This window comes from Amycolatopsis sp. Poz14, from assembly GCF_006704225.1.
GTDB lineage: Bacteria > Actinomycetota > Actinomycetes > Mycobacteriales > Pseudonocardiaceae > Amycolatopsis > Amycolatopsis nivea.
Map to the genome: position 1 here is coordinate 8,870,188 of NZ_JACLHD010000001.1, position 22,268 is coordinate 8,892,455.

Here is a 22,268-nt window from a genome sequence, read left to right on the forward strand (position 1 = left end):
CCGAATCCCCTGCTCACCACGGATTCGCCACTAAACGGCGAATCCGTTCATCCCCTGCATACGGCCACTTTTTCGTTCATCACGGACATTCTCCCGCCTCCGCGCCCGCCGCAGTGATCCCGACGAACACTTCCCCTGAACGGGCGACCCCGGCGGGACCGTTTCGCCGTTCAGCGGCCACCACCCGCTGTTATCTTCGCGAGACGCCTCGCCCGCGTTCGCCCCGGGAGCCGCCGGTGTTCACGAAACTCGCCATCGCCGCGTCCCGAACAGTCGAACTGGTCCTGCTGGCGCTGGGGATCGTCACCTTCATCCAGGACGACAACGTCCTCGCCCTTCTCTCCTGGGATCTGCTCGCGCTGATCTATCTCGGCATCCGGATCGCGCGCGTGTCCCGTAGCCGGAAAAAAGACCACACCGACGCCCGGTGGTTGAAAGGCGTTCTCGGCCGCCGGCTGGGACTGCTGTTCACCCTGTTGACCAGCCTGGTCGGCGTCACCGCCGGACTGTCGATCGTCTTGCCGGAAACAGCGGGCATCGACCCGGTCGTGGCGAGAATCGTCGGTGTCCCCGCAGTCCTGCTGGCCTGGGCGATCCTGCACTTCGGTTACGCGGAACGCTACGCCCAGAAGTACTACGACAGCCTCCCGACGCAGCACTTCCGCTTCCCTGAAACGGAACGTCCCACGCTGGCCGATTTCACCTATTTCGCGTTCACCATCGGGACGAGCTTCGCCGTCTCGGACGTCGAAACGCGGACGACGTCGATCCGTTCCCTCGTCCTCGCGCACAGCGTCCTGTCATTCATGTACAACACGGCCACGCTCGGCATCGCGGTCAGCGTCATCACCGGCGGACGTTGACCCTTTTGAGTTACAGTTGTCCTCGCGCGGCAGGGGCCGCGTCCTGTCCGCGGAAAGGGCTGAGCCCACCCCCGTACTACGAGTTGCCGAGCTTCTCCTTCTTCCCTGCCCGGTGCCGGCGGACCACGGGGCGCACAAGGGAAGGAAGGACTCCCTGATGACGGCCTTGCCCGCTAACCCCGACCTCGGTCAGCTCCGCAAGCAGGCGAAGGAACTCGCCCGCGCGGATGCGGTCGCACTGTCGGAAGCGCAGTTCCGGCTCGCCCGCCGCTACGGATTCCCCAGCTGGACACAGCTTCAGGCGTACGTCCGCCGAATCGCCGAGCACGGACCGGACGTCCAGCACGCCTACCACCAGGACGTCGAGTACTACCGAGGCCGCGCCGTCGGCCTCCTCGCCTCAGCCGAAGACGGCACTCCCGACGCCCGCGCCGCCTTCGACCGGCACGAACAACCGCTGACCCGCACCGGCGCGCGAACCGTCATCGCCCGCGAGCACGGCTTCCCGACATGGCGGGCGCTGAAGACCCACGTCGAGAATTTGCCGAAAAACGGCGAACCGTTCGCCCGGGCGTATCAACTAGTAGAAGCCCGAGACTTGGACGGCCTGACCACACTGCTCACCGAAGCCCCGCACCTTGCCCACGCACGCGGCACCAACGGGAACGATCTGCTCGGCATGGCCTCCGCGACCCATGACGAACGCCTCGTCCGCATCCTGCTCGCCCACGGCGCCGATCCCGCACGAGCCAACGCACACGGTTGGACTGCCTTGCACCAAGCCGCCTACAGCAATTTACCACTGATCGCCGACCTGTTGATCAACGCCGGCGCACCCTTGGCCGTCTCCGGCCGCGGCGACGGCGGAACCCCGCTCATTGTGGCTCTATTTTGGGGAAATCGCGCTGTTGCCGAAAAACTGGCAACGCACGAACGGTCCCCTCACAACCTGCGCGTCGCAGCCGGTCTCGGCGACGACGCACTACTGGATGAACTCGTCAGTCCAAAGGGGACTCTTTCTCCGGCAGCCGGCGCGCACCGTGAGTTCTACCGTCCACACAGCGGTTTTCCCTTCTGGCAGCCCACAAACGACCCCACGGAAGTCCTCGACGAATCCCTAGCCTGGGCCGCCCGCAACAACCAAACAACCGCACTCCGCACCCTGGCCGCACGCGGCGCGAACCTGGACGCCGACGTCTACCGCGGCACCGCCCTCACCTGGGCAGCGACGCGTGGCCACTCAGCGGCAACAGAAACCCTGCTGTCACTGGGCGCGAACGTCAACCACGTCGGCACCTTCGGCGGCCCACGCCACGGCGTCGGCGTCACGGCGCTGCACCTGGCCGCCCAAAGCAACCGACTGGACGTCATCGAACTCCTCGTAAACGCGGGTGCCGACCTCAACGCCCGCGACGCTCTCTGGGACAGCACCCCCGAAGGCTGGGCAGAAGCCTGCGACAGCCCCGCCGCTCAAGAACTGTTGCACCGCCTCAGTCGCCACTAATCGGCAACTCCCGGCCGTAGACAACCGGAGTATGTAGTCCGTATCGTAACGGACTACATACTCCGGTTAACCGACCCCGCGGAGACCCTCATGCCGACCGCACGCGACCTGTTCGACCAGCTCTCCACCGGAATCACCGACGGCCGCTTCGCCGACCTCGCACGCCTCTACTCCGAAGACACCATCGTGGAACACCCCACCGCAGTCCCCAGGCCCGGACGCTTGGAAGGCCGAGCCGCAGTGCACGACCGTTTCGTCAGCGGCCTGGGCCAGACCCTTCGCCTCAAACGCCACGACGTGACCATTCACGACACCGCTGACCCCGCAGTCATCGTGGCCGAATACCAGTACACCGCCGAAGCGCGGAAAACCGGCCGGACCACCGAGACCGCCAACATCCAAGTCCTCCGCGCCCGCGACGGACTCCTTACCCACACCCGCGACTATCACGACTACCTGCGCCTGGCCGCGATCCAAAACGCGACCGCCGGCCTAGACGCGGCATACGCCAAAGCACCCGCTTACGAAACACGCCCCATCGCTCCGCGCCCGACTGAACTCTTCTCCCCGAACAGCCGCGAAGGCGTATTCCAACGAGTCGTCTTCGGCGTCGCCGACGGACGCTGGTCCGAACTCCCCGACCTCTATGCGGCAAAAACCGATGTCCGCCACCCGTTCCTGCCCGGTGCCCCCATCCTCCGCACCCGAGACGACCTGCGAGCCCACTTCGCCGCCGGTGCCGCAGCAGCCTTCCGCATCGAGGTGACCGACCTGGTGCTCCACCTGAGCACCGATCCCGAAGTCGTCATCGGCGAATCGACCTACGTAGGCGAAACCAGCTCCGGGACTCCGTTCCAGGTGAACAACATCTTCGCCATGCGCATCCGAGACGGCCAGATCGTCGAATCCCGCGACTACGGTGACCACCTCGCCCTGGCCGCAGCCACCGGACGCCTGCCGGAACTCGTCGCCCGCGTCGCCGAATAACGGCAACACCTCCAGCCTCTCGCTGCTGAACGGCAACCCCCACGCTATCCACAGCCACCACGGCGGCTCGCCACAAGATTCGCCACTCAACGGCGAACCAGCATCCCGACGCAGTCAATCAACCGTCGAAACCCATCGTTGCCATTCAGCGGGGAACACCCACGGCCGCGGACCTCGCCACCCGGTGACAGCAACTGCCACCGCGACCATTCGCCGTTCAGCGGCAACAGCCGGTCGCCGCTGAACGGCCAGTCACCCCAGATCAACTTTCGCCATTAAATGGCAAATGCCCCCTGACCAGCTTCAACCGACTGAATCTCCGCCAACCACCGGCACCCGCCTAGGTACTTCCCGAGCCCTCACCACCAACATCCTCACGCTCTTCAACAACCTTCACCAAAGCCGAAGCCACCAACGCCACCGCCCGGTCCCCATCCCCCGCCAGTTGCTGCAACGCCCCGTGCGCGAGCGTCCCCGGCATCTCCGCGAGCGCCTGCGTCAACCGGATCCGCACCGCTGAATCCGCAGGATGTGCCGCCGACGCATCGACCAACGCGCGGACAATTCCGTCCGCGCCCCCGTCCGCCAGCGCGCCCAAAACCTCAGCCGCCTCGACGTCGTTTCGCCCCTCAACGACCATTTCGACGAGCGTCGGCACAGCCTCCTCCACACCGCGCGCGCCCAGAGCGAGCGCCGCATGCCGACGGACCGCAGGATCGGAACCGGCGAGCGCGTCCATCAACACCGCGGTCGCCTCGTCGCCGGGCAACTCGATGAGTGCCAGGATCGCGCGTCGGCGGACGTCGGCGTCCTCCGAGCGGAGACCGGACGCCACATTCGCAACCGCGTCGCCGTCGGTCCGGGCGAGGGCCCATCGGAGTGCGCCGGCGACGTTCGGGTCGGATTCGGTGAGGATCGCCCTGGCCAGCACTTCTGCGGGGACCGGAACATCGTCGGCCGGAGCCAGGACGGTCTGCTGCCGACGCGCGGCACCCGGTGAACTGAGCCCGCGCAGCAGTTCGACGATGCGCAAGGCACCCTCCCATCCGGAGGGTGCCGAGGCATCGACCGCGCGGAGCCGGTCGAGCAGCTCCTGTTCCCGCTTGAGCCGGTCTTCGGTCCGCCGGATGAGGTCGCCGACCAGCTCCGACGGCACGAAAGCGGGATCTTCCAGCGCCCGGCCGATCTGCCGCAGCGACATCCCGAGCGACCGGAGGCTCTCCACGTGGAAGATCCGGCGGATGTCGTCGGCCGAGTATTCGCGATAGCCGCCCACGGTGCGGCCGGTCGGCCGCACCAGCCCGAGGGCGTCGTAGTGCCGAAGCATCCGGGTGCTCACCCCCGAACGGCGGGCGACCTCGCCGATCAGCACGCGGTTTCCCGAGCCCGTTCCGGACCGAGTGCGACAATCCGTTTCGCCTCGTCCACGGCTTGGTCGAAACCGGCGTCCGGGTCGCGAAGCAGCCGCTCTGTGGCAACAGCGTGCGCCCGAACATCCGGGTCGGTACTCGTCACTGCGGCCTCCAGCACCGGCTCGATCGTGGGGCCGAGCGCGACCAGCGCCCGGCTGAGGCTGAGCTGCAGGGTTCGGTCACCGCGACCGAGCTGTGTCGCCAGTTCAGCCGCCAGCCCGGGCTTGTCCCCGCCCGGCACCAGGACGACAGCCGCCCGCCACGCGCTTCTCGCGACCTCGTCGTCGACGTCGCGGAGCAACGACCGGGTGATCGCTGGCCACACGTTCCGGTCGCCGATTTTGGACAACGTGTGCAGCGACTGGCTCCGGGCCTGCGCTACTGGCGACCGCAGCTCCGCGAGAAGTCGCGGCACCGTGTCCCCGGCCGGGAACCGGGTCAACGCCCAAGTGAGCATGTCGCGTACGTAAAAGTCCGGCTCGATCGCGCACCGTGCGACGAGCGCCTGGACGAGACCAGGGCCGTCCGGGCGCGTTCCGATCGTCAGGGCGGCCTGCAGCCGCGTCGACGAGTCCCCCGCGCCCAACGCCTCGATCAGCCGCGTGAGCTGGGAATTCATCTGGGTCGAGTTCATCGGGATCACCTCCGCCGACCAGTGAAGACCTTGTCACGATGTCAATGTCAAACGCGGCCGGCAAAAGGAACTGTCGCCGCTCAGTGGCGAATCCGGCCTACGCCCGATCCGCACCGACAGCGACGCCGACGATCGTGCACGGTTCGGTGCCGTGGTTTCGCCAAGCGTGCCGCGTGCCGTTCTGGACGACGACGTCGCCTGTCCGCAAGACCGCCTGCTCCCCGTCGTCCAGCTCCAACGTGACCTCGCCCGAGACGACCAGGACGTAATCGAGAGTGTCGGTGGTGTGCATGCCCGGTGCGTCCGGCTCCATTGCGGCGGCCGCGCCCGGCGCCTGTCGCTCCAGTTCTTCCCAGGCTGCCGTCACGTCGAGATCTGGCGCCGGGGTCAGTTCGCCGGGCGCGATCGTGTTGATCATGAACCGCGAACCGTCCCGCGGCGGGTAATACGTCTCGGCCTGACCTGGCGAGCCGTTGTCGGGAAATACCGGTCGCTCGTCCCGGCCCCACAGCCGGTAGATCGCGCAGCCCGGCATCAAGCCGGTGGTGATCGGCTCGACGGTGCCGTCGGCGACCACCCGGGCCTTGCCGTCGGAGTCGTGCCCGGTGACCACTCGGCGAACCTTCGCGTGTGCCATCTCTTCGCCCCTCAGTACGGCAGCGTATGAATACGGTTACGTATGGATACGCCACCGTATCCAGCGTGGACAGGGCCGTCAATACGGTGGCGTATCCTCCGCGCATGGTGAACGATTCGCCCCGGCTGTCCGCCCAGGACTGGACGCGGGCCGCGCTGAAGGCGATCGCGGACGGCGGACTGGCCGCGGTCGGAGTCGAACCGCTCGCGCGGACGCTCGGCGTGACCAAGGGCAGTTTCTACGCGCACTTCCGCAACCGGGACGAGCTGATCACCGCGGCTCTCGCCGATTGGGGGCGAAACCACGGCGAAGCGGGGCTCGCCGAGTACGCCGCAATCGCCGATCCGCGGCAACGGCTGCGCGAACTGCTCACCGCCGTCGTGCGCGCCGTCCAGCCGTTGGCCCCGTCGGTACACCTGAGCCTGCTCGGCGATCGCAACGACCCGCGGGTCAAGGACGCGGTCGGCCGCGTCAACCAAGCCCGGCTCAACCTTCTGACCAGCACGTATCTCGAACTCGACTTCCCGCCGGATCAGGCGGCACACCGGGCGAGAGTCGCTTACGCGGCCATTCTCGGGCTGCTGCACCTGGCCCAGACCGAAGCGGACTCGCCAAGTCCCGACGCACTTGCCGACGCAGCGGCGGCGATCTTCCTGCCGTCCTGAGGGCCAGCCCGCGCGCACCGCACCGGCCGCTGCAGCATTGGCCTCCCAGTGGCGAATCCGACGGGACACGAATCTGGTCCGGCGAGATCCGAGTAGCCGCGAATCGGCGAAACCCGCGATCGACCGAACGTCCGGAGACCCGAGAAATCCCGCAGACGCGAGGCGGCCGATCGCAACCCGCAGACAGAATCGCTCGATAAGGTGGCATTCCTGGCCATGTGTCGCCAAGAAGGGCGTGATGGAGATGCGGGTGCTCGTCTCGGTCGACATGGAGGGAATCGCCGGAGTGGTCCACGGCGAAGAGGTCATTCCCGGGCACAGCGAATACGAGCGCAACCGCAAGCTGCTCACCGCGGAGGCCAACGCAGCCGTCCGCGGCGTATTCGCGTATGACGCAGCCGCGCACGTCCAGGTCACCGAGGCGCACGCGAGCTTCCGGAACCTTCTGCCCGAACTGCTGGACCGACGTGCCGAATTGCTCCGCGGCACGCCCAAGCCTGGCGGGATGATGGCGGGATTGGCCGAGAATACGGACGCGGTCCTGTTCATCGGCTACCACGGCAAGGCCGGCACGCCCCGCTCGGTCATGGCGCACACCATCTCCGGCGGGACCATCGCGGACGTCCGTTGCAATGGCCGTTCGTTGGGCGAAATCGGTCTGAACACCGCGCTCGCGGCGCGCTACGGCGCGCCGCCGGTGCTGGCCAGCGGCGATGACACCGTGGCGGCTGAGGCGGCCGAAGTCGCCCCGGGCATTCACTCCGTGGTGGTCAAACGCGCGCTGGGTGCGGGCGCGGCCGCGATGCTGCATCCCGACGAGGCGGGCGACCAAATCGAGCACGCGGTACCCGAAGCGCTGGCCGGCCGGGAGGACGTCCGCCCGCTGCGTTTCGACGGCCCGGTCGACCTTGAAGTCCAGGTGCACCGGCCCCGGATGACCGAACACGCGCTGCTGGTGCCGGGCATGGAACTCGCCGACGGCCGCACCCTCCGCTACCGGGCACCGGACTTCCCGACGGCCTACCAGGTCATCGAACTCATCGCGACGCTCGGAGCCGTCTGATCCGGACTACCAGCCCCGACTGCGCAGCCGCGCTCAAACCTCTGACCTGGGCAATCACGCCGCTGACCACAGATTCGCCACTAAACGGCAACAGCCGCCCACAAGCAGCCAGGCCGGTTTCCCAGTCAGAAAGGGCCGCGAAAAACCCTACGACTCCGGCAGCTCGAACTCGCCGTCCCGGACCCCGCGCGTGAACGCGTCCCATTCCGAAGGCGTGAACACGAGCACCGCACCGTCCGGGTCGGTCGGCTGCCGGATGGCCACGTAGGTCACCCCGTCCGAGTGCGGGACGAACGCGTACTCCGCACAATGCTCCAGGGTCGCGCCCGCCGGTTCGGCGCGGATCCAGGTGACGCCGGTGAGGTCGAGTTCGTGCCGGATGTGCGCCTTGTCGTCGGTCGGGCGGCTCATCGGCACAGCGTATCCGCCATTCAGCGGCAACGCCTTGGAACGAAAAGAGGCCCCTGCCGTCCGGCGAACGGACGGCAGGGGCCTCCTGCCAAGAAAAACCGTCAGGCGGTCTCGGTGATCGGCCGGTCCACCCACGACATGAGGTCGCGGAGCTTCTTGCCGGTCTTCTCGATCGGGTGCTGGTTGCCCTGCTCCTCGAGCTTCGTGAAGTTCGGCCGGCCGGCCTCGTCCTCGGCGACCCACTCGCGGGCGAAGGTGCCGTCCTGGATCTCGCCCAGGATCTTCTTCATCTCCTCCTTGACGGCCGGCGAGATGACGCGCGGGCCGCGGGTGAGGTCGCCGTACTCGGCGGTGTCGGAGATGGAGTAGCGCTGGCGCGCGATGCCGCCCTCGTACATGAGGTCGACGATCAGCTTCAGCTCGTGCAGCACCTCGAAGTACGCGATCTCCGGGGCGTAGCCCGCCTCGGTGAGCACCTCGAAACCGGTCTGCACCAGCGCGGACGCGCCGCCGCACAGCACGGCCTGCTCGCCGAAGAGGTCGGTCTCGGTCTCCTCGGTGAAGGTCGTCTTGATGACGCCGGCCCGCGCGCCGCCGATCGCCGCGGCGTAGGAGAGCGCGAGCGCCTGGGCGTTGCCCGAAGCGTCCTGCTCGACCGCGATCAGGCAGGGCACGCCCTTGCCGTCCACGAACTGGCGGCGGACCAGGTGGCCCGGGCCCTTCGGGGCGACCATCGCGACGTCGACGTTCGCCGGCGGCTTGATCAGCTCGTACCGGATGTTGAAGCCGTGGCCGAAGAAGAGCGCGTCGCCGTCCTTGAGGTTCGGCGCGATGTGCTCTTCGTAGATGAAGCGCTGCTTCGTGTCCGGCGCGAGGATCATGATCACGTCGGCCTCGGCGGCCGCCTCGGCGACCGACAGCACGCGCAGGCCCTGCTCCTCGGCCTTCGCCCGGGACTTGGACCCCTCCTGAAGGCCGATCCGGACGTCGACGCCCGAGTCGCGCAGGCTGAGCGAGTGCGCGTGGCCCTGGCTGCCGTAGCCGATCACGGCGACCTTGCGATCCTGGATGATCGACAGGTCGGCGTCGTCGTCGTAGAAGATTTCCACTGCCATGGGGGGTACTACTTCCTTCCGTACTTACACGAAATCTGAGGTTCAGCGGGGAGAAGCGGCGGTGATCGAGCGGGCCCCGCGGCCCACCGCGACCATGCCGGACTGGACGAGTTCGCGAATGCCGTACGGCTCCAGCATCCGCAGCAGCGCGCCGATCTTGTCCGACGTCCCGGTCGCCTCGACGGTGAGCGCCTCCGGCGAGACGTCCACCACCTTGGCGCGGAAGAGCTGGACGGTCTCGAGGACCTGGCTGCGCACGGTGGCGTCGGCCCTGACCTTCACGAGCAGCAGTTCGCGCTGCACCGCGCTGCCAGTTTCCAGCTCGACGATCTTGATCACGTTCACCAGCTTGTTGAGCTGCTTGGTCACCTGTTCGAGCGGTAGCTCCTCAACGGCGACCACGATCGTCATCCGGGACACCTCGGGGTTCTCCGTGGGCCCGACAGCAAGGGACTCGATGTTGAAGCCGCGGCGGGAGAACAGTCCCGAGACCCGGGCGAGCACACCGGGCTTGTTCTCGACCAGCACGCTCAGCGTGTGGACAGTCATGCTTGTTCTCCCTCCGCGGCCGCGGCCTCGGCGGCTTCCTGCGAAACCTCGTCGTCGTCGAACAGCGGCCGGATGCCGCGGACGGCCATGATCTCGTCGTTCCCGGTGCCCGCGGCGACCATCGGCCACACCTGGGCATCCTTCCCCACGACGAAATCGATCACGACGGGGCGGTCGTTGATTTCCATCGCGCGCCGGATCGTCGCGTCGACGTCTTCCTTGGCCTCGCAGCGCAGGCCCGCACAGCCGAGCGCCTCGGCCAGCAGCGTGAAGTCCGGGATGCGGTGCTTGTGCGTGCCGAGGTCGGTGTTGGAGTACCGCTCGGAGTAGAACAGGTTCTGCCACTGGCGGACCATGCCGAGGTTGCCGTTGTTGATCACGGCGACCTTGATCGGCGCGCCCTCGATGGCGCACGTGGCGAGTTCCTGGTTGGTCATTTGGAAGCAGCCGTCGCCGTCGATCGCCCACACCTGCGTGTCCGGGAGGCCGAACTGCGCGCCCATCGCGGCCGGGACGGCGAAGCCCATGGTGCCGAGGCCGCCGGAGTTGATCCAGGTGCGCGGCTTCTCGTACTTCACGAACTGCGCGGCCCACATCTGGTGCTGCCCGACGCCCGCGGCGTACACCGCGTCCGGGCCGACCAGCTCGCCGATCCGCTCGATGACGTACTGCGGCGACAGCGAACCGTCGTCGGGCCATTCGTAGCCCGCCGGGTAGTCCTCGCGCCACGAGTCGACCTGCGTCCACCAGTCGCTCAGGTCGGGACGGGCGCGGTCGAACTCGGTCTTCACCGCTTCGATCAGCTCGCCGATGATCTCCTTGCAGTCGCCGACGATCGGCACGTCCGCCTTGCGGTTCTTGGAGATCTCGGCCGGGTCGATGTCCGCGTGGACGATCTTCGCGTCCGGCGCGAACGACGACAGCTGGCCGGTGACCCGGTCGTCGAACCGGGCGCCGAGCGCGACCAGCAGGTCAGCGCGCTGCATCGAAGCGACCGCGGCGACGGACCCGTGCATGCCGGGCATGCCGACGTGCTGGCGGTGCGAGTCCGGGAACGCGCCGCGCGCCATCAGCGTGGTGGCGACCGGGATGCCGGTCAGCTCGGCGAGTTCGCGCAGCTGCTCGGACGCCTCGGCCTTGATCACGCCGCCGCCGACGTACAGCACCGGCCGCTTGGCCTGTGCGATCAGCTTCGCGGCCTCGCGGACCTGCTTGCCGTGCGGACGCAGCGTCGGGCGGTAGCCGGGCAGCCGCAGTTCGGGCGGCCAGGAGAACGAGGTCATCTCCTGCAGCACGTCCTTGGGGATGTCCACCAGCACCGGGCCCGGGCGTCCGGTCGCGGCCAGGTGGAACGCCTCGGCGATCGCCCGCGGGATCTCCGCCGGGTCGGTGACGAGGAAGTTGTGCTTGGTGATCGGCATGGTGATGCCGCAGATGTCGGCTTCCTGGAACGCGTCGGTGCCGATCAGGGCGCGCGACTGCTGCCCGGTGATGGCGACGACCGGGACCGAGTCCATGTTGGCGTCGGCCAGCGGGGTGACGAGGTTCGTGGCTCCCGGACCCGAGGTGGCCATGCAGACGCCGACCTTGCCGGTCGCCTGGGCGTACCCGGTGGCGGCGTGCCCGGCGCCCTGCTCGTGGCGGACGAGGACGTGCCGCACCTTCGTCGAGTCGAGCAACGGGTCGTAGGCGGGAAGGATGGTGCCACCCGGAATGCCGAACACGACCTCCGCGCCGACCGCCTCGAGCGAGCGGACAAGCGACTGCGCGCCGGTGACGCGCACCGGCGTACCCGCCGGCGGGGCGGGCTTCGGACGTGCTCCTGGGACACCGGGCGCGGTCGGCCCGGGCTTCGCGTCGCTGCGCGACGTGGCACTGGTCATCGGTTCTGCCTCGTGGGTTCTCGGTGTCACTCGTTCGGGTTGTCTGGGCCGTACTTCCGGTCGGGGAACCGGTTTCACGCAACAAAAAACCCTCGCCGACCGTAAGGTCGCACGAGGGTCGCGCGTCGACGCAGAGGACTCTTCCTAAGCGTCGGCGCGCTGGGGAAGTACGAGACCGGTCTGCGTAATCACGGCCCCGACGTTAGTCGCGCGCCCGGGCGAGTGTCAACTCTACGGGACGGCGGTTCCGCATCGTGGACGGCCAGTACTGCTCCCGCGCGACCCGGACGCAGGTCACTCCCGGCGTCGGTGCACCATTCCTGCGTGGCCAAGAAACAGCAGGACCAGCGTGCGGACGAGGGCCGGAAGGCCGTGTTCCGGATCCCGACCACGGCGTATCTCGCGATCGGTCTGCTGACCGTCTGTGTGACACCGATCGCACTGGGCGAGATCGGCGGATTCCAGTGGCTGTACGTCTTCCCGCTCGCGCTGCTCGTGTTCGTCGCGCGCACGCGCACCGTCGCGACCCGCGAAGGGCTGCACATCCGGACCGTCTTCGGCAAGCGCGACCTGCCGTGGTCGTCGCTCAAGGGCCTGGCGATCACGAACAAGGCCCGCGTGCGCGCGGTCCTCGGCGACGACACGCAGGTCAGTCTTCCCACGGTGCGGACGCGGCACCTTCCGGTACTGGCGCTGGTGAGCGAGGGCAAGATCCAGGACCCGTCCGGCGTGCTGAGCGACGAGGAGCTCACCGGTCGCAAACCGGCGGCCGAGACCGCGCCGGATGCTGCCCAGGAACCTGCTGAGGAACCCGCGCCGGAGCCCTCTCCAGAGTCCTCCCCCGAGCCCGCTGAACCGGAGCCTTCCGCCGACGCGGAACGGACCGGCGGCGGCAGCGGCAAACCCGCCGAGTAGAATTGGTAGGACCAGTTTGCGGAGCCGTAGTTCCCCTCCGCCTGGTTCAGCCTTCTGACCTGGGAGAATGCCGTGCCGCACCTCCGTTCCCGGACCACCACCCACGGTCGCAACGCGGCGGGCGCACGCTCGCTCTGGCGTGCGACCGGAATGACCGACAGCGATTTCGGCAAGCCGATCGTCGCGATCGCCAACTCCTACACCCAGTTCGTGCCCGGCCACGTGCACCTCAAGGACCTCGGCGAGATCGTCGCCGAGGCGGTCGCCGAAGCAGGCGGCATCGCGCGCGAGTTCCACACGATCGCGGTCGACGACGGCATCGCGATGGGTCACTCGGGCATGCTCTACTCGCTGCCCTCGCGCGAGATCATCGCCGACTCGGTGGAGTACATGGTCAACGCGCACCAGGCCGACGCGCTGGTGTGCATCTCCAACTGCGACAAGATCACGCCGGGCATGCTCAACGCCGCGATGCGGCTCAACATCCCGACCGTGTTCGTCTCCGGCGGTCCGATGGAAGCCGGCAAGGCAGTGGTCGTCGAAGGCGTCGCGCACGCCCCGACCGACTTGATCACCACCATCGCGGCCTCCGCGAACTCCGCAGTCGACGAGGCCGGTCTGTCCGAGGTCGAGCGCTCCGCCTGTCCGACCTGCGGTTCCTGCTCCGGCATGTTCACCGCGAACTCGATGAACTGCCTCACCGAAGCGCTGGGCTTGTCGTTGCCGGGCAACGGTTCCACGCTCGCGACGCACGCGGCTCGCCGCGAACTGTTCTCCAACGCCGGACGCACGGTGGTCGAGCTGTGCAAGCGCTGGTACGGCTCCGATGACGAGTCCGCGCTGCCGCGTTCGATCGCCACGAAGGAGGCGTTCGAGAACGCGATGGCGCTCGATATGGCCATGGGCGGGTCGACGAACACCGTGCTGCACATCCTCGCCGCCGCGCAGGAGGGCGAGGTCGACTTCACGATCAGCGACATCGACGCCATCGGACGGCGGGTGCCGTGCCTTTCGAAGGTCGCGCCGAACTCCGACTACCACATGGAAGACGTCCACCGGGCCGGCGGAATCCCCGCGATCCTGGGCGAGCTGTACCGCGGCGGCCTGCTGAACACCGGCGTGCACGCGGTCCACGCCCCGGACATCGCGACGTGGCTGAACGAGTGGGACATCCGCGCCGAGTCTCCGTCGGAGAAGGCGCTGGAGCTGTTCCACGCCGCACCGGGCGGGGTCCGGACCACGCAGGCGTTCTCGACGGAAAACCGCTGGTCGTCGCTGGACACCGACGCCGCTGGCGGCTGCATCCGCGACGTCGAACACGCCTACACGAAGGACGGCGGCCTCGCGATCCTGCGCGGCAACCTGGCCGAGAACGGCGCCGTGATCAAGTCCGCGGGCATCGACGAGGAGCTGTGGCACTTCCAGGGCCCGGCGCGGGTGCTGGAAAGCCAAGAGGAAGCCGTGTCGGCGATCCTGAAGAAGGAGATCCAGCCGGGCGAAGTGCTGGTCATCCGCTACGAGGGCCCGGCGGGCGGTCCCGGCATGCAGGAAATGCTGCACCCGACGGCGTTCCTCAAGGGATCCGGCCTCGGCAAGAAATGCGCCCTGATCACCGACGGCCGTTTCTCCGGCGGTTCCTCGGGCATCTCGGTCGGGCACATCTCGCCGGAAGCTGCCGCGGGCGGACTGATCGGCCTGGTGGAGAACGGCGACCAGATCGTCCTGGACGTCCACGAGCGCCGGCTCGAGCTGCTGGTCGAGCCGGAAGTTCTGGCCGAACGGCGGGCGAAGATGGAGGCTTCCGAGCGTCCGTGGCAGCCGAAGGACCGGGAACGCCCGATCACCTCGGCGCTGCGGGCCTACGCCCGGATGGCCACGTCGGCCGACACCGGCGCGGTCCGGGACCCGAACCGCTGATCCTGCTGTTCGCTTTAGCCGAAAAGGGGCCCGCGCGTGGTGCGCGGGCCCCTTTTCGGTATCCCGACCAGTCGGCTTCCACCGCTGCGAATCCCGAATTGCGCCGCCGACGGATCCCGGTCGACGCGATTCGCCACTGAACGGCCAACGGTCACCGTGTCTAGCCCAAGTCCCCCGGCCCGCCCCATTCGCCACTCAACGGCGACCGCTCCCCTGACCAGCCCAACCCACCCCGGGGTCAACGCGAATCGCCACTCAACGGCGAGCAGTCGCTCCGGCCTGCCCGAGTCGCCAGGCAGCAACATTCGCCGCCAAACGGCGAACACTCGCTCTCGCCAGTCCAAGGCCCCCGAGCGGCACGATTCGCCACTCAACGGCCACGGACCGCCCACCCGCGCGCCAAGCTCCAGCCGCGGCACCCACGTCTACTGCCGCCACTCACGAGCGAGTCCAGCGAACCTCGGATTGCGGCCCCGACCAGGCATTCGCCACTAAACGGCAACACCTGAGCGGTCTGGTCAACGACCCGAGTCCACCAACCCCACCGTTGCGTCCTCCGCGCAGTCAGCGACGCAGGCCCCGGCCGGGTCAGCGAGTCAGAACGATGACCACCACAGACGCGGCCGCCGCCAGCAGCAACGAGATGAACCCCAGCGGCAGCGGCCGTTTCCGCCACGGCGTGTTCCGCTCCAGCGAGATGGTGCCCGCGCCGGTGAAGATCAGCGTCAGCGCGCACAGGCCCAGGAGCAGCTCGTACTCCCAGCCCTGACCTGCGCCCTCGAAGAAGCCTCCGTGGAACTTCGCGTAGACGATGTTCGCGGCCACACCCAGCAGCCCCGCCGCGGCGAGCGGGGTGAAGAGGCCGACGATCAGCAGCGCACTGCCCGCGACCTCGGTGATGCCGGTGATCCAGGACAGCAGCGTCGTCTGTTTGTGGTACCCGAACATCTCGAGCACGTGCGCGAACCCGCCGACGCCCGGTCCGCCGAAAGCGCCGAACAGATGCTGCAGGCCGTGCGCACCCATGATCACGCCGAGCCCCAGGCGCAGGACGAGCAGGCCGAAGCCGAGACCGCCCTGCCGCGGTTCGTCGTAGTCGTTGCCGGCAGAGTCCTCGACACCGGACAGCACGCTGGTCTGGTAGTCGTCCCCTTGAGTGGTCACGCGGCGAAGATTAGGGGATTCAGCCGTGGCCCGCGAGCGAGCACGCCGAGGTCAGGGGCTCTTTCAGGGTTCACCCTGAGTGCCATGCCGACATCCGGGAAATGATCAGTATTCGCCGCGCACGAGATTTCCAGGTAGCTCTCCGCCAGCGTACCGGGCGATTTCCGCGGCAGCCACCAAATAAGCGCGCCGCCGGACGCCCCGCACCGCTCCGGCCACGTGCGGAGTCAGCACGAAACCGGGCGCTGTCCACAACGGATGGCCATCTGGCAACGGCTCGGGATCGGTCACGTCGAGCGCGGCGCGAAGCCTTCCCGCCACCAGCTCCGCCGCGAGCGCGTCGGTAACCACAACCGGCCCTTGAGCAGCATTGACCAACACCGCGCCGTCACGCATCGCCGCGAGGAAATCAGCGTCGACCATCCCCCGCGTCCGCGACGTGAGGGGGACCATCATGACCACCACATCGTGGTGCGGCAGCAGTTCCGGTAACTCGTCGACACCGTGCACGCCCTCACGCGCCGACATCCCGACCATCGTGCAGCGAACGTCGAACGGTTCCAACCGCCGCCGCAACTGCCGTCCGACGTCCCCAGCCCCGACGATCAATACGCGCTGGCCCTGCAGAGTGTCCGACGGCAACTGCTCCCATCGCCCAGCCCGCTGCGCCGCCGCGTAAACGTCCAGGTTCCGATACATCGACAACAGGACGCCGACGACCCACTCCGCCATGCTGCCGCCGTGCGCGCCGCGGCAGGTGGACAACAGCACGCCGTCCGGGACGCGGCCGACCCAGTCTTCCGCGCCGGCGGTCAGGAGCTGGACCAGCTTGAGGTTCGGCAGATCGCTCCAGATGTCGTCGCCCGCCGAATCCATGGCCGGGACGAGCACCTCGGCTTTCGCAGCCTCCGGCGGTAACGGGTGGCCCCATTCGTAGCGCACCGCGTGGACGAGGGGGATTTCGGACAGCACGGCGACGCCCTCGTCGTCCGGGACCAGCACGGTGACTGTCATGATCACCACGGTAACCACTTACCAGTGGCTCACGCCGCGCCACCTAGGCTGGGGCATCATGCGTACCCGGTTCCGGTGGTCGGCGCCGCTGGCCCTCCTCGCCTGCGGCGGCCTCGTGCTTTCCGGCTGCGCCCGGTTCGACGACACCGCCGCCGGCCAGACGTTCACCCCCGCGCCGGTGCCGAGCCCGGAATCGCCGCCGCACGTCCAGGAGCACGGCGACGGCCCCGGCAGCGGTCCCCGAAACGGCCCCGCGCAAGCGCCGCCCTCGCCGGTTCCGCCTCCGCAGGGCTGCAAGGACTTCGACAAGGCCGTCATCGCCACCTGCCTGGACACAGTCGCCGCCGTCGCCGGGCTTCCCGGCGAAGGATCCGCGCCCGCCGCTCTCGCCGGTGAACGGAAAACCGGCCGGGTGATGCTGGCCAGCTCCGGACATGACGCGACGTCGTTCGCGCAACTGGACGTCCAGGCCGACGGCGACGGAGGGCTCACCAGCCTGGCGCTGTCACCGAGTTATGTCGAGGATCAGCTGGTCTTCGCGTACGTCACCACTGCGTCGGACAACCGAGTCGTGCGCTTCGCCAAGGGCCAGGCCCCGAAGCCGGTGCTGACCGGAATCCCGAAGGGCCCGACCGGCAACCGCGGCGCGCTGGCCAGCGACGGAAGCGGCGCACTGCTCGTCGCGACCGGCGACGCCGGCAACCCAGCCGCAGCTGCGGACCCGAATTCCCTGGCAGGCAAGGTCCTGCGCATCGACGTTTCCGGAAAGCCGGCGACTGGCAATCCCACGTCCGGGTCAGCCGTCTACGCAGCCGGCCTGCACTCTCCCGGCGGCATCTGCCGTTCGTCCGACGGGAAGCGCACGTGGGTGACGGATCACCCGGCCAACGGCCCGGACGCCGTGTACCGCCTCCATCCCGGACAGCCCCTCAGCACACCCGCGTGGACCTGGCAGGACAAGCCCACTCTCGGCGGCTGCGTCGATTTCGTCGACGCGAACGGCATCCTCGGCATCGCGTCGTCCACGGGTATGCAGAACGTGCCGGTCAACAAAGACGGGGCGGTCACCGGCAAGCCGACGGTCACCCTCGACGGCAAAAGCAAGGCCGCCACGACGTACGGCCGGCTCTCCGCCATGAGCATGATCAACCCTCAGCTGGCCGTCGCCGGAACCGTCAACAAGGACGGCGGCAAACCGGTCTCCAGCGACGACCGCGTGGTCCTGATCGTGATGAGCGACACGGGCGGCGGTCCCGGCAAGGACTGACGCCGGGCGCGTCGGGCAGATCCTTTCCCGGGCTCAATGGCCAGCCGACCTGCGGTTAGCCATTTAGTGGCGACACCTGACCTGATCACGCGACATTCTGTTTCCACTCGAGCCGCCCGCTTGCCGTGGCCCGCTGCGCGCAGCCGACGTGAAGTCCGGTCGGAGTCGCCACTCGGCGGCGAATCCACCAACCCGCGTCCCGGCTGAGCATGCGTCGCCGCTCAACGCCCCATCCGCTAAGCGTCGACTCCCGATCCGAGCACCCGTCGCCAGCCAGCGGCGAATCCCCCGAAGCCAGCCCACGAGAACTCAACCCCGTCGCCGCTGAGCGGCGAATCTGCCAGAAGCCCAGCCAGGACCGACCCGCGTTGCCGTTCAGCGGCGACGACGGGAAGCCCGGCTCTCCGCCCGAGCCGCCCGGATGTCCACGATCGCCACCACGACCGACCCGACCGCGAACGCCATCCCGAGATACCGTCCGACCCCGCCCGAGATCGACACGCCCGCAGCGTCCAGGAACGCCCGTTGATCGCTGTCGAACACCCAGTCCAGCGTCGTCCAGCCGATCACCATCAGCAAAACCGTCGCCAAGCCGCCCACCAGCCACAACTGCGGCAGCCCGCTCACTCGTGCCTTCGTGACCTGCCCGAACAGGACCACCGCGAGGCCGACCACGGCCAGCAGCAACGGCGGCCCCCACGAGAAAAGATCCGAATTCCACGCCGTGCGCACGACGTCGCTGTGCGGCAACGTCTTAAACGCCTCGCGGACATCGGGCGTCGCGGTGTCCGCCGACAACACAGTCCAGGGCAGGGCTGTCGACCCGGCCGCGAGCAGCCCGGCCGCCAGGCCGAGCCACTCGCGCCAGGTGACGCGTCGAAGCGAAAAAGCCACTCAGGAACCGACGCGCTCGATGATCAGCTCGCGCACCCGCTTGGCGTCGGCCTGGCCCTTGGTCGCCTTCATGACCGCGCCGACGATCGCGCCTGCCGCGGCGACCTTGCCGCCGCGGATCTTGTCGGCGATGTCCGGCTGCGCGGCCAGAGCTTCGTCGACCGCGGTGAGCAGCGCCGAATCGTCGGAAACGACCTTCAGGCCGCGCTTCTCGACGACCTCGCGCGGCGAACCCTCGCCCGCGAGAACGCCCTGCACGACCTCCTTGGCGAGCTTGTTCGTCAGCTCCCCGGAGGACACGAGCCCGATCACCTCGGCGACCTGCGCCGGCGTGATCGCCAGTTCGGCAAGCTCGACCTCGCGCGTGTTCGCTTCCTGCGCCAGCGTGTTGACCCACCAGCCGCGCGCCTCGTCCGGCGTCGCACCTGCTTCGACCGTCGCCGCGACGAGGTCCACAGCACCGACGTTCAGCAGGTCGCGCAGCGCCTCGTCGGAGAGCTTCCACTCTTCCTGGATCCGCTTGCGCCGCTCCCAGGGCATCTCCGGCAGCGTCGCACGCAGTTCCTCGACCCACTCGCGCGACGGCGCGATCGGCACGAGGTCGGGCTCCGGGAAGTACCGGTAGTCCTCCGCGGTTTCCTTGGCGCGCCCGGACGACGTGGTGCCGTCGGCCTCCTGGAAGTGCCGCGTCTCCTGCCGGATCGACCCGCCTTCGGCGAGAATCGCCGCCTGGCGCGTCATCTCGTACCGCACCGCGCGTTCGACACTGCGCAGCGAGTTGACGTTCTTCGTCTCGGTGCGCGTGCCGAATTCCGTCGCGTCCTTGGCCATCAGCGACACGTTCGCGTCGCAGCGCAGCGAGCCCTGGTCCATGCGGACGTCGGACACGTCGAGCGCCCGCAGCAGGTCGCGCAGCGCGGTGACGTACGCGCGCGCCACCTCGGGCGCCCGCTCGCCGGTGCCGGTGATCGGCTTGGTGACGATCTCGATCAGCGGCACGCCGGCGCGGTTGTAGTCGAGCAGCGAGTGCTCGGCGCCGTGGATCCGGCCGGTCGCGCCGCCGATGTGCAGCGACTTGCCGGTGTCCTCCTCCATGTGCGCGCGCTCGATCTCGACGCGCACGACCTCGCCGTCGTCCAGCGTCACGTCGAGGTAGCCGTCGAACGCGATCGGCTCGTCGTACTGCGACGTCTGGAAGTTCTTCGGCATGTCCGGGTAGAAGTAGTTCTTCCGGGCGAACCGGCACCACTCCGCGATCTCGCAGTTGAGCGCGAGACCGATCCGGATCGCGCCCTCGACCGCCTTGCCGTTCACGGCAGGCAGCGAACCGGGCAGGCCGAGACAGGTCGGGCACGTCTTGGTGTTCGGCTCGCCGCCGAACTCGTTGACGCAGCCGCAGAACATCTTCGTGTTCGTGCTGAGCTCAACGTGGACCTCGAGCCCGAGCACGGGGTCGAACCGCTCGATGACCTCGGCGTAGTCCATCAACTCGGCCACGGCAGTCACTTCGTTCCTCCCAGCTCCGGAGCCTGGTGCACGAGCGAGCCGCCGGCAGCGGCGTCGCGCGCGGCCTCGTACGCGGCGCCGACGCGGTACAGCCGGTCGTCGGCGAGCGCCGGGGCCATGATCTGCAGGCCGACCGGCAGCCCGTCCTCGTCGGACAGTCCGCTCGGGACGCTCATGGCGGCGTTGCCCGCGAGGTTCGACGGGATGGTGCACAGGTCGGCGAGGTACATCGCCATCGGGTCGTCCACGCGCTCGCCGAGCTTGAACGCCGTGGTCGGCGTCGTCGGCGACACGAGCACGTCGACCTTCTCGAAGGCCTGCGTGAAGTCGCGCGTGATGAGCGTGCGCACCTTCTGCGCGGAGCCGTAGTACGCGTCGTAGTAGCCCGACGAAAGCGCGTACGTGCCGAGCATGATGCGACGCTTCACTTCAGCGCCGAAGCCCTTCTCGCGGGTCAGCGACATCACTTCTTCGGCGCTGTGTTCGCCGTCGTCCGAAACGCGCAGGCCGTACCGCATCGCGTCGAAGCGCGCGAGGTTCGACGACGCTTCGCTCGGCGCGATCAGGTAGTACGCAGGCAGCGCGTACGTGAAGTGCGGGCACGACACCTCCACCACTTCGGCGCCGAGAGCGCGAAGCTGCTCCACGGCAGCCTGGAACGAGCGCAGCACGCCTGCCTGGTAGCCGTCGCCGCCGAACTCCTTCACAACGCCGACGCGTACGCCGGACAGGTCGCCCTTCGCGCCTTCGCGCGCCGCGGCGACAACCGGCGGCACCGGTGCGTTGATGGACGTCGAGTCCATCGGGTCGTAGCCAGCGATCGCTTCGTGCAGCAGCGCGGCGTCAAGCACCGTACGCGCGCACGGCCCGGCCTGGTCGAGCGAAGACGAGAACGCCACGAGGCCGTAGCGCGACACTCCGCCATACGTCGGCTTCACGCCCACAGTGCCGGTGACAGCGCCGGGCTGGCGGATCGAGCCGCCGGTGTCCGTACCGATCGCGAGAGCCGCCTCGAACGCCGAAATCGCCGCAGAGGAGCCACCGCCCGAACCACCCGGGATGCGCGCGTGGTCCCACGGGTTGTGCGTCGGGCCGTACGCCGAGTTCTCCGTGGAGGAGCCCATCGCAAACTCGTCCATGTTCGTCTTGCCGAGGATCACGACGCCCGCTTCGCGCAGCTTGCGCGTGACGGTCGCGTCGTACGGCGGCAGCCATCCCTCGAGCGTGCGGGACCCGCAGGTCGTCGGGACGCCCTTAGTGGTCAGCACGTCCTTCAGCGCCAGCGGGACGCCCGCCAGCGGCGACGCCGGCTGCTCTCCCGCGGCCAGCTGCTCGTCGACGGCCTTGGCCGCGCCGAGCGCGCCTTCCGTGTCGACGTGCAGGAACGCGTGCACGTGGTCGTCCACCGCGGCGATCCGGTCCAGGTGCGCCTGCGCGACCTCGACGGCGGACACCTCGCGCGAGTGGATCTTCGCCGCCAGTTCGGCGGCGGTCAGCTTGACGAGTTCGCTCACTGTTCTTCTCCCAGGATCCGCGGCACCCGGAACCGGCCGTCCTCGGCGGCCGGCGCGGCGGCCAGCGCGTCCTGCTGCTCGAGACTGGGCCGGACGGTGTCCTCGCGGAAGACGTTCGTCAGCGGCACGGCGTGCGAGGTCGGCGGGACGTCTTCCTCGGCGACTTCGCTGACCTTCGCGACCGAGTCCAGGATCTGATCGAGCTGGCCGGCGAAAACGTCCAGCTCGTCGTCGGTCACGGCCAGCCTGGCCAGCCTCGCGAGGTGTGCGACCTCGTCTCGGGAAATGTTGGGCACGCGGGTGACTCCCGGGGTGTGCTGTGCGGGTGCTCTCGGAAGCTGCAAGTCTATGGTG

21 protein-coding genes are annotated in these 22,268 nt (G+C 68.5%); 8 read left to right on the top strand and 13 right to left on the bottom strand.

All coding sequences use genetic code 11. The features are described from left to right. The first annotated feature begins 236 nt into the window (after positions 1–236). The 3 genes from FKO37_RS41230 to FKO37_RS41240 all read left to right on the top strand — a co-directional run bounded on the left by FKO37_RS41230 (position 237) and on the right by FKO37_RS41240 (position 3,354). A complete protein-coding gene (locus FKO37_RS41230) occupies positions 237–863 on the top strand; it encodes a DUF1345 domain-containing protein (protein WP_238607912.1) in 627 nt (208 codons plus the stop codon). 157 nt (positions 864–1,020) lie between these two features. After that, entirely contained in the window at positions 1,021–2,367 is a 1,347-nt protein-coding gene (locus FKO37_RS41235; protein ID WP_238608415.1) for an ankyrin repeat domain-containing protein, read from the top strand. A gap of 90 nt (positions 2,368–2,457) precedes the next feature. Beyond that, entirely contained in the window at positions 2,458–3,354 is an 897-nt protein-coding gene (locus FKO37_RS41240; RefSeq protein WP_238607913.1) for a nuclear transport factor 2 family protein, read from the top strand. A 340-nt stretch (positions 3,355–3,694) separates the two neighbouring features. On the opposite strand, the gene FKO37_RS41245 is transcribed toward FKO37_RS41240, so the two are convergent. The 3 genes from FKO37_RS41245 to FKO37_RS41255 all read right to left on the bottom strand — a co-directional run bounded on the left by FKO37_RS41245 (position 3,695) and on the right by FKO37_RS41255 (position 6,037). Further along, complete coding sequence (locus FKO37_RS41245) at positions 3,695–4,726, bottom strand: HEAT repeat domain-containing protein (RefSeq protein ID WP_134665584.1); 1,032 nt, start codon at positions 4,724–4,726, stop codon at positions 3,695–3,697. Next, on the bottom strand, positions 4,720–5,400 hold the full coding sequence (locus tag FKO37_RS41250) for a HEAT repeat domain-containing protein (RefSeq protein ID WP_238607914.1): 681 nt from the start codon (positions 5,398–5,400) through the stop codon (positions 4,720–4,722). The genes FKO37_RS41245 and FKO37_RS41250 overlap by 7 nt, the downstream gene beginning before the upstream one ends. A 97-nt stretch (positions 5,401–5,497) precedes the next feature. Next, positions 5,498–6,037 carry a cupin domain-containing protein gene (locus FKO37_RS41255; RefSeq protein WP_238607915.1) on the bottom strand — a complete coding sequence of 180 codons (540 nt, stop codon included), beginning with the start codon at positions 6,035–6,037 and terminating at the stop codon, positions 5,498–5,500. A gap of 104 nt (positions 6,038–6,141) precedes the next feature. Between FKO37_RS41255 and FKO37_RS41260 the strand changes: the two genes are divergently transcribed. Then, the gene (locus FKO37_RS41260; RefSeq protein WP_205670069.1) at positions 6,142–6,702 is read left to right on the top strand and encodes a TetR/AcrR family transcriptional regulator; all 561 of its coding nucleotides are present in this window, start codon (positions 6,142–6,144) and stop codon (positions 6,700–6,702) included. Positions 6,703–6,940: 238 nt separating this feature from the next. After that, positions 6,941–7,765: a M55 family metallopeptidase gene (locus FKO37_RS41265; RefSeq protein WP_205670070.1), complete on the top strand. Its 825-nt coding sequence runs from the start codon at positions 6,941–6,943 to the stop codon at positions 7,763–7,765. A 147-nt stretch (positions 7,766–7,912) separates the two neighbouring features. Here FKO37_RS41265 and FKO37_RS41270 read toward each other — a convergent pair whose 3' ends face one another. The 4 genes from FKO37_RS41270 to FKO37_RS41285 all read right to left on the bottom strand — a co-directional run bounded on the left by FKO37_RS41270 (position 7,913) and on the right by FKO37_RS41285 (position 11,723). Then, a complete protein-coding gene (locus tag FKO37_RS41270; RefSeq protein ID WP_238607916.1) occupies positions 7,913–8,176 on the bottom strand; it encodes a DUF397 domain-containing protein in 264 nt (87 codons plus the stop codon). 101 nt (positions 8,177–8,277) lie between these two features. Further along, the gene (gene ilvC / locus FKO37_RS41275; protein ID WP_238607917.1) at positions 8,278–9,291 is read right to left on the bottom strand and encodes a ketol-acid reductoisomerase; all 1,014 of its coding nucleotides are present in this window, start codon (positions 9,289–9,291) and stop codon (positions 8,278–8,280) included. A gap of 42 nt (positions 9,292–9,333) precedes the next feature. Beyond that, on the bottom strand, positions 9,334–9,840 hold the full coding sequence (ilvN, locus tag FKO37_RS41280) for an acetolactate synthase small subunit (protein WP_037811774.1): 507 nt from the start codon (positions 9,838–9,840) through the stop codon (positions 9,334–9,336). Further along, entirely contained in the window at positions 9,837–11,723 is a 1,887-nt protein-coding gene (locus tag FKO37_RS41285) for an acetolactate synthase large subunit (RefSeq protein WP_037811776.1), read from the bottom strand. Before FKO37_RS41285 ends, ilvN begins: the two co-directional genes overlap by 4 nt. 324 nt (positions 11,724–12,047) lie before the next feature. Here FKO37_RS41285 and FKO37_RS47655 point away from each other — a divergent pair, with 324 nt between their 5' ends. Both FKO37_RS47655 and ilvD read left to right on the top strand, forming a co-directional pair. Further along, on the top strand, positions 12,048–12,638 hold the full coding sequence (locus FKO37_RS47655) for a PH domain-containing protein (protein ID WP_238607918.1): 591 nt from the start codon (positions 12,048–12,050) through the stop codon (positions 12,636–12,638). 72 nt (positions 12,639–12,710) lie between these two features. Then, positions 12,711–14,555, top strand: coding sequence for a dihydroxy-acid dehydratase (gene ilvD, locus FKO37_RS41295; protein ID WP_134665597.1), 1,845 nt, complete (start codon positions 12,711–12,713; stop codon positions 14,553–14,555). 588 nt (positions 14,556–15,143) lie between these two features. Here the strand turns inward: ilvD and FKO37_RS41300 are convergent. After that, positions 15,144–15,719, bottom strand: coding sequence for a DoxX family membrane protein (locus tag FKO37_RS41300; RefSeq protein WP_134665599.1), 576 nt, complete (start codon positions 15,717–15,719; stop codon positions 15,144–15,146). 105 nt (positions 15,720–15,824) lie between these two features. Then, positions 15,825–16,733, bottom strand: coding sequence for a 2-hydroxyacid dehydrogenase (locus FKO37_RS41305; RefSeq protein WP_238607919.1), 909 nt, complete (start codon positions 16,731–16,733; stop codon positions 15,825–15,827). A gap of 58 nt (positions 16,734–16,791) precedes the next feature. Here FKO37_RS41305 and FKO37_RS41310 point away from each other — a divergent pair, with 58 nt between their 5' ends. Continuing rightward, positions 16,792–18,000 carry a sorbosone dehydrogenase family protein gene (locus FKO37_RS41310; protein WP_238608416.1) on the top strand — a complete coding sequence of 403 codons (1,209 nt, stop codon included), beginning with the start codon at positions 16,792–16,794 and terminating at the stop codon, positions 17,998–18,000. Positions 18,001–18,375: 375 nt separating this feature from the next. Here the strand turns inward: FKO37_RS41310 and FKO37_RS41315 are convergent, their stop codons facing one another. The 4 genes from FKO37_RS41315 to gatC are packed head-to-tail and all read right to left on the bottom strand — an operon-like array spanning position 18,376 to position 22,210. Next, the gene (locus FKO37_RS41315) at positions 18,376–18,894 is read right to left on the bottom strand and encodes a hypothetical protein (RefSeq protein ID WP_037811783.1); all 519 of its coding nucleotides are present in this window, start codon (positions 18,892–18,894) and stop codon (positions 18,376–18,378) included. Then, positions 18,895–20,400: an Asp-tRNA(Asn)/Glu-tRNA(Gln) amidotransferase subunit GatB gene (gene gatB, locus FKO37_RS41320; RefSeq protein WP_037811785.1), complete on the bottom strand. Its 1,506-nt coding sequence runs from the start codon at positions 20,398–20,400 to the stop codon at positions 18,895–18,897. Further along, positions 20,397–21,914, bottom strand: coding sequence for an Asp-tRNA(Asn)/Glu-tRNA(Gln) amidotransferase subunit GatA (gene gatA / locus FKO37_RS41325; RefSeq protein ID WP_037811788.1), 1,518 nt, complete (start codon positions 21,912–21,914; stop codon positions 20,397–20,399). The genes gatB and gatA overlap by 4 nt, the downstream gene beginning before the upstream one ends. Continuing rightward, positions 21,911–22,210 (bottom strand): Asp-tRNA(Asn)/Glu-tRNA(Gln) amidotransferase subunit GatC, encoded by a 300-nt coding sequence (gene gatC, locus FKO37_RS41330; RefSeq protein ID WP_037811790.1) that lies wholly within the window; start codon positions 22,208–22,210, stop codon positions 21,911–21,913. The genes gatA and gatC overlap by 4 nt, the downstream gene beginning before the upstream one ends. Positions 22,211–22,268: the final 58 nt, after the last annotated feature.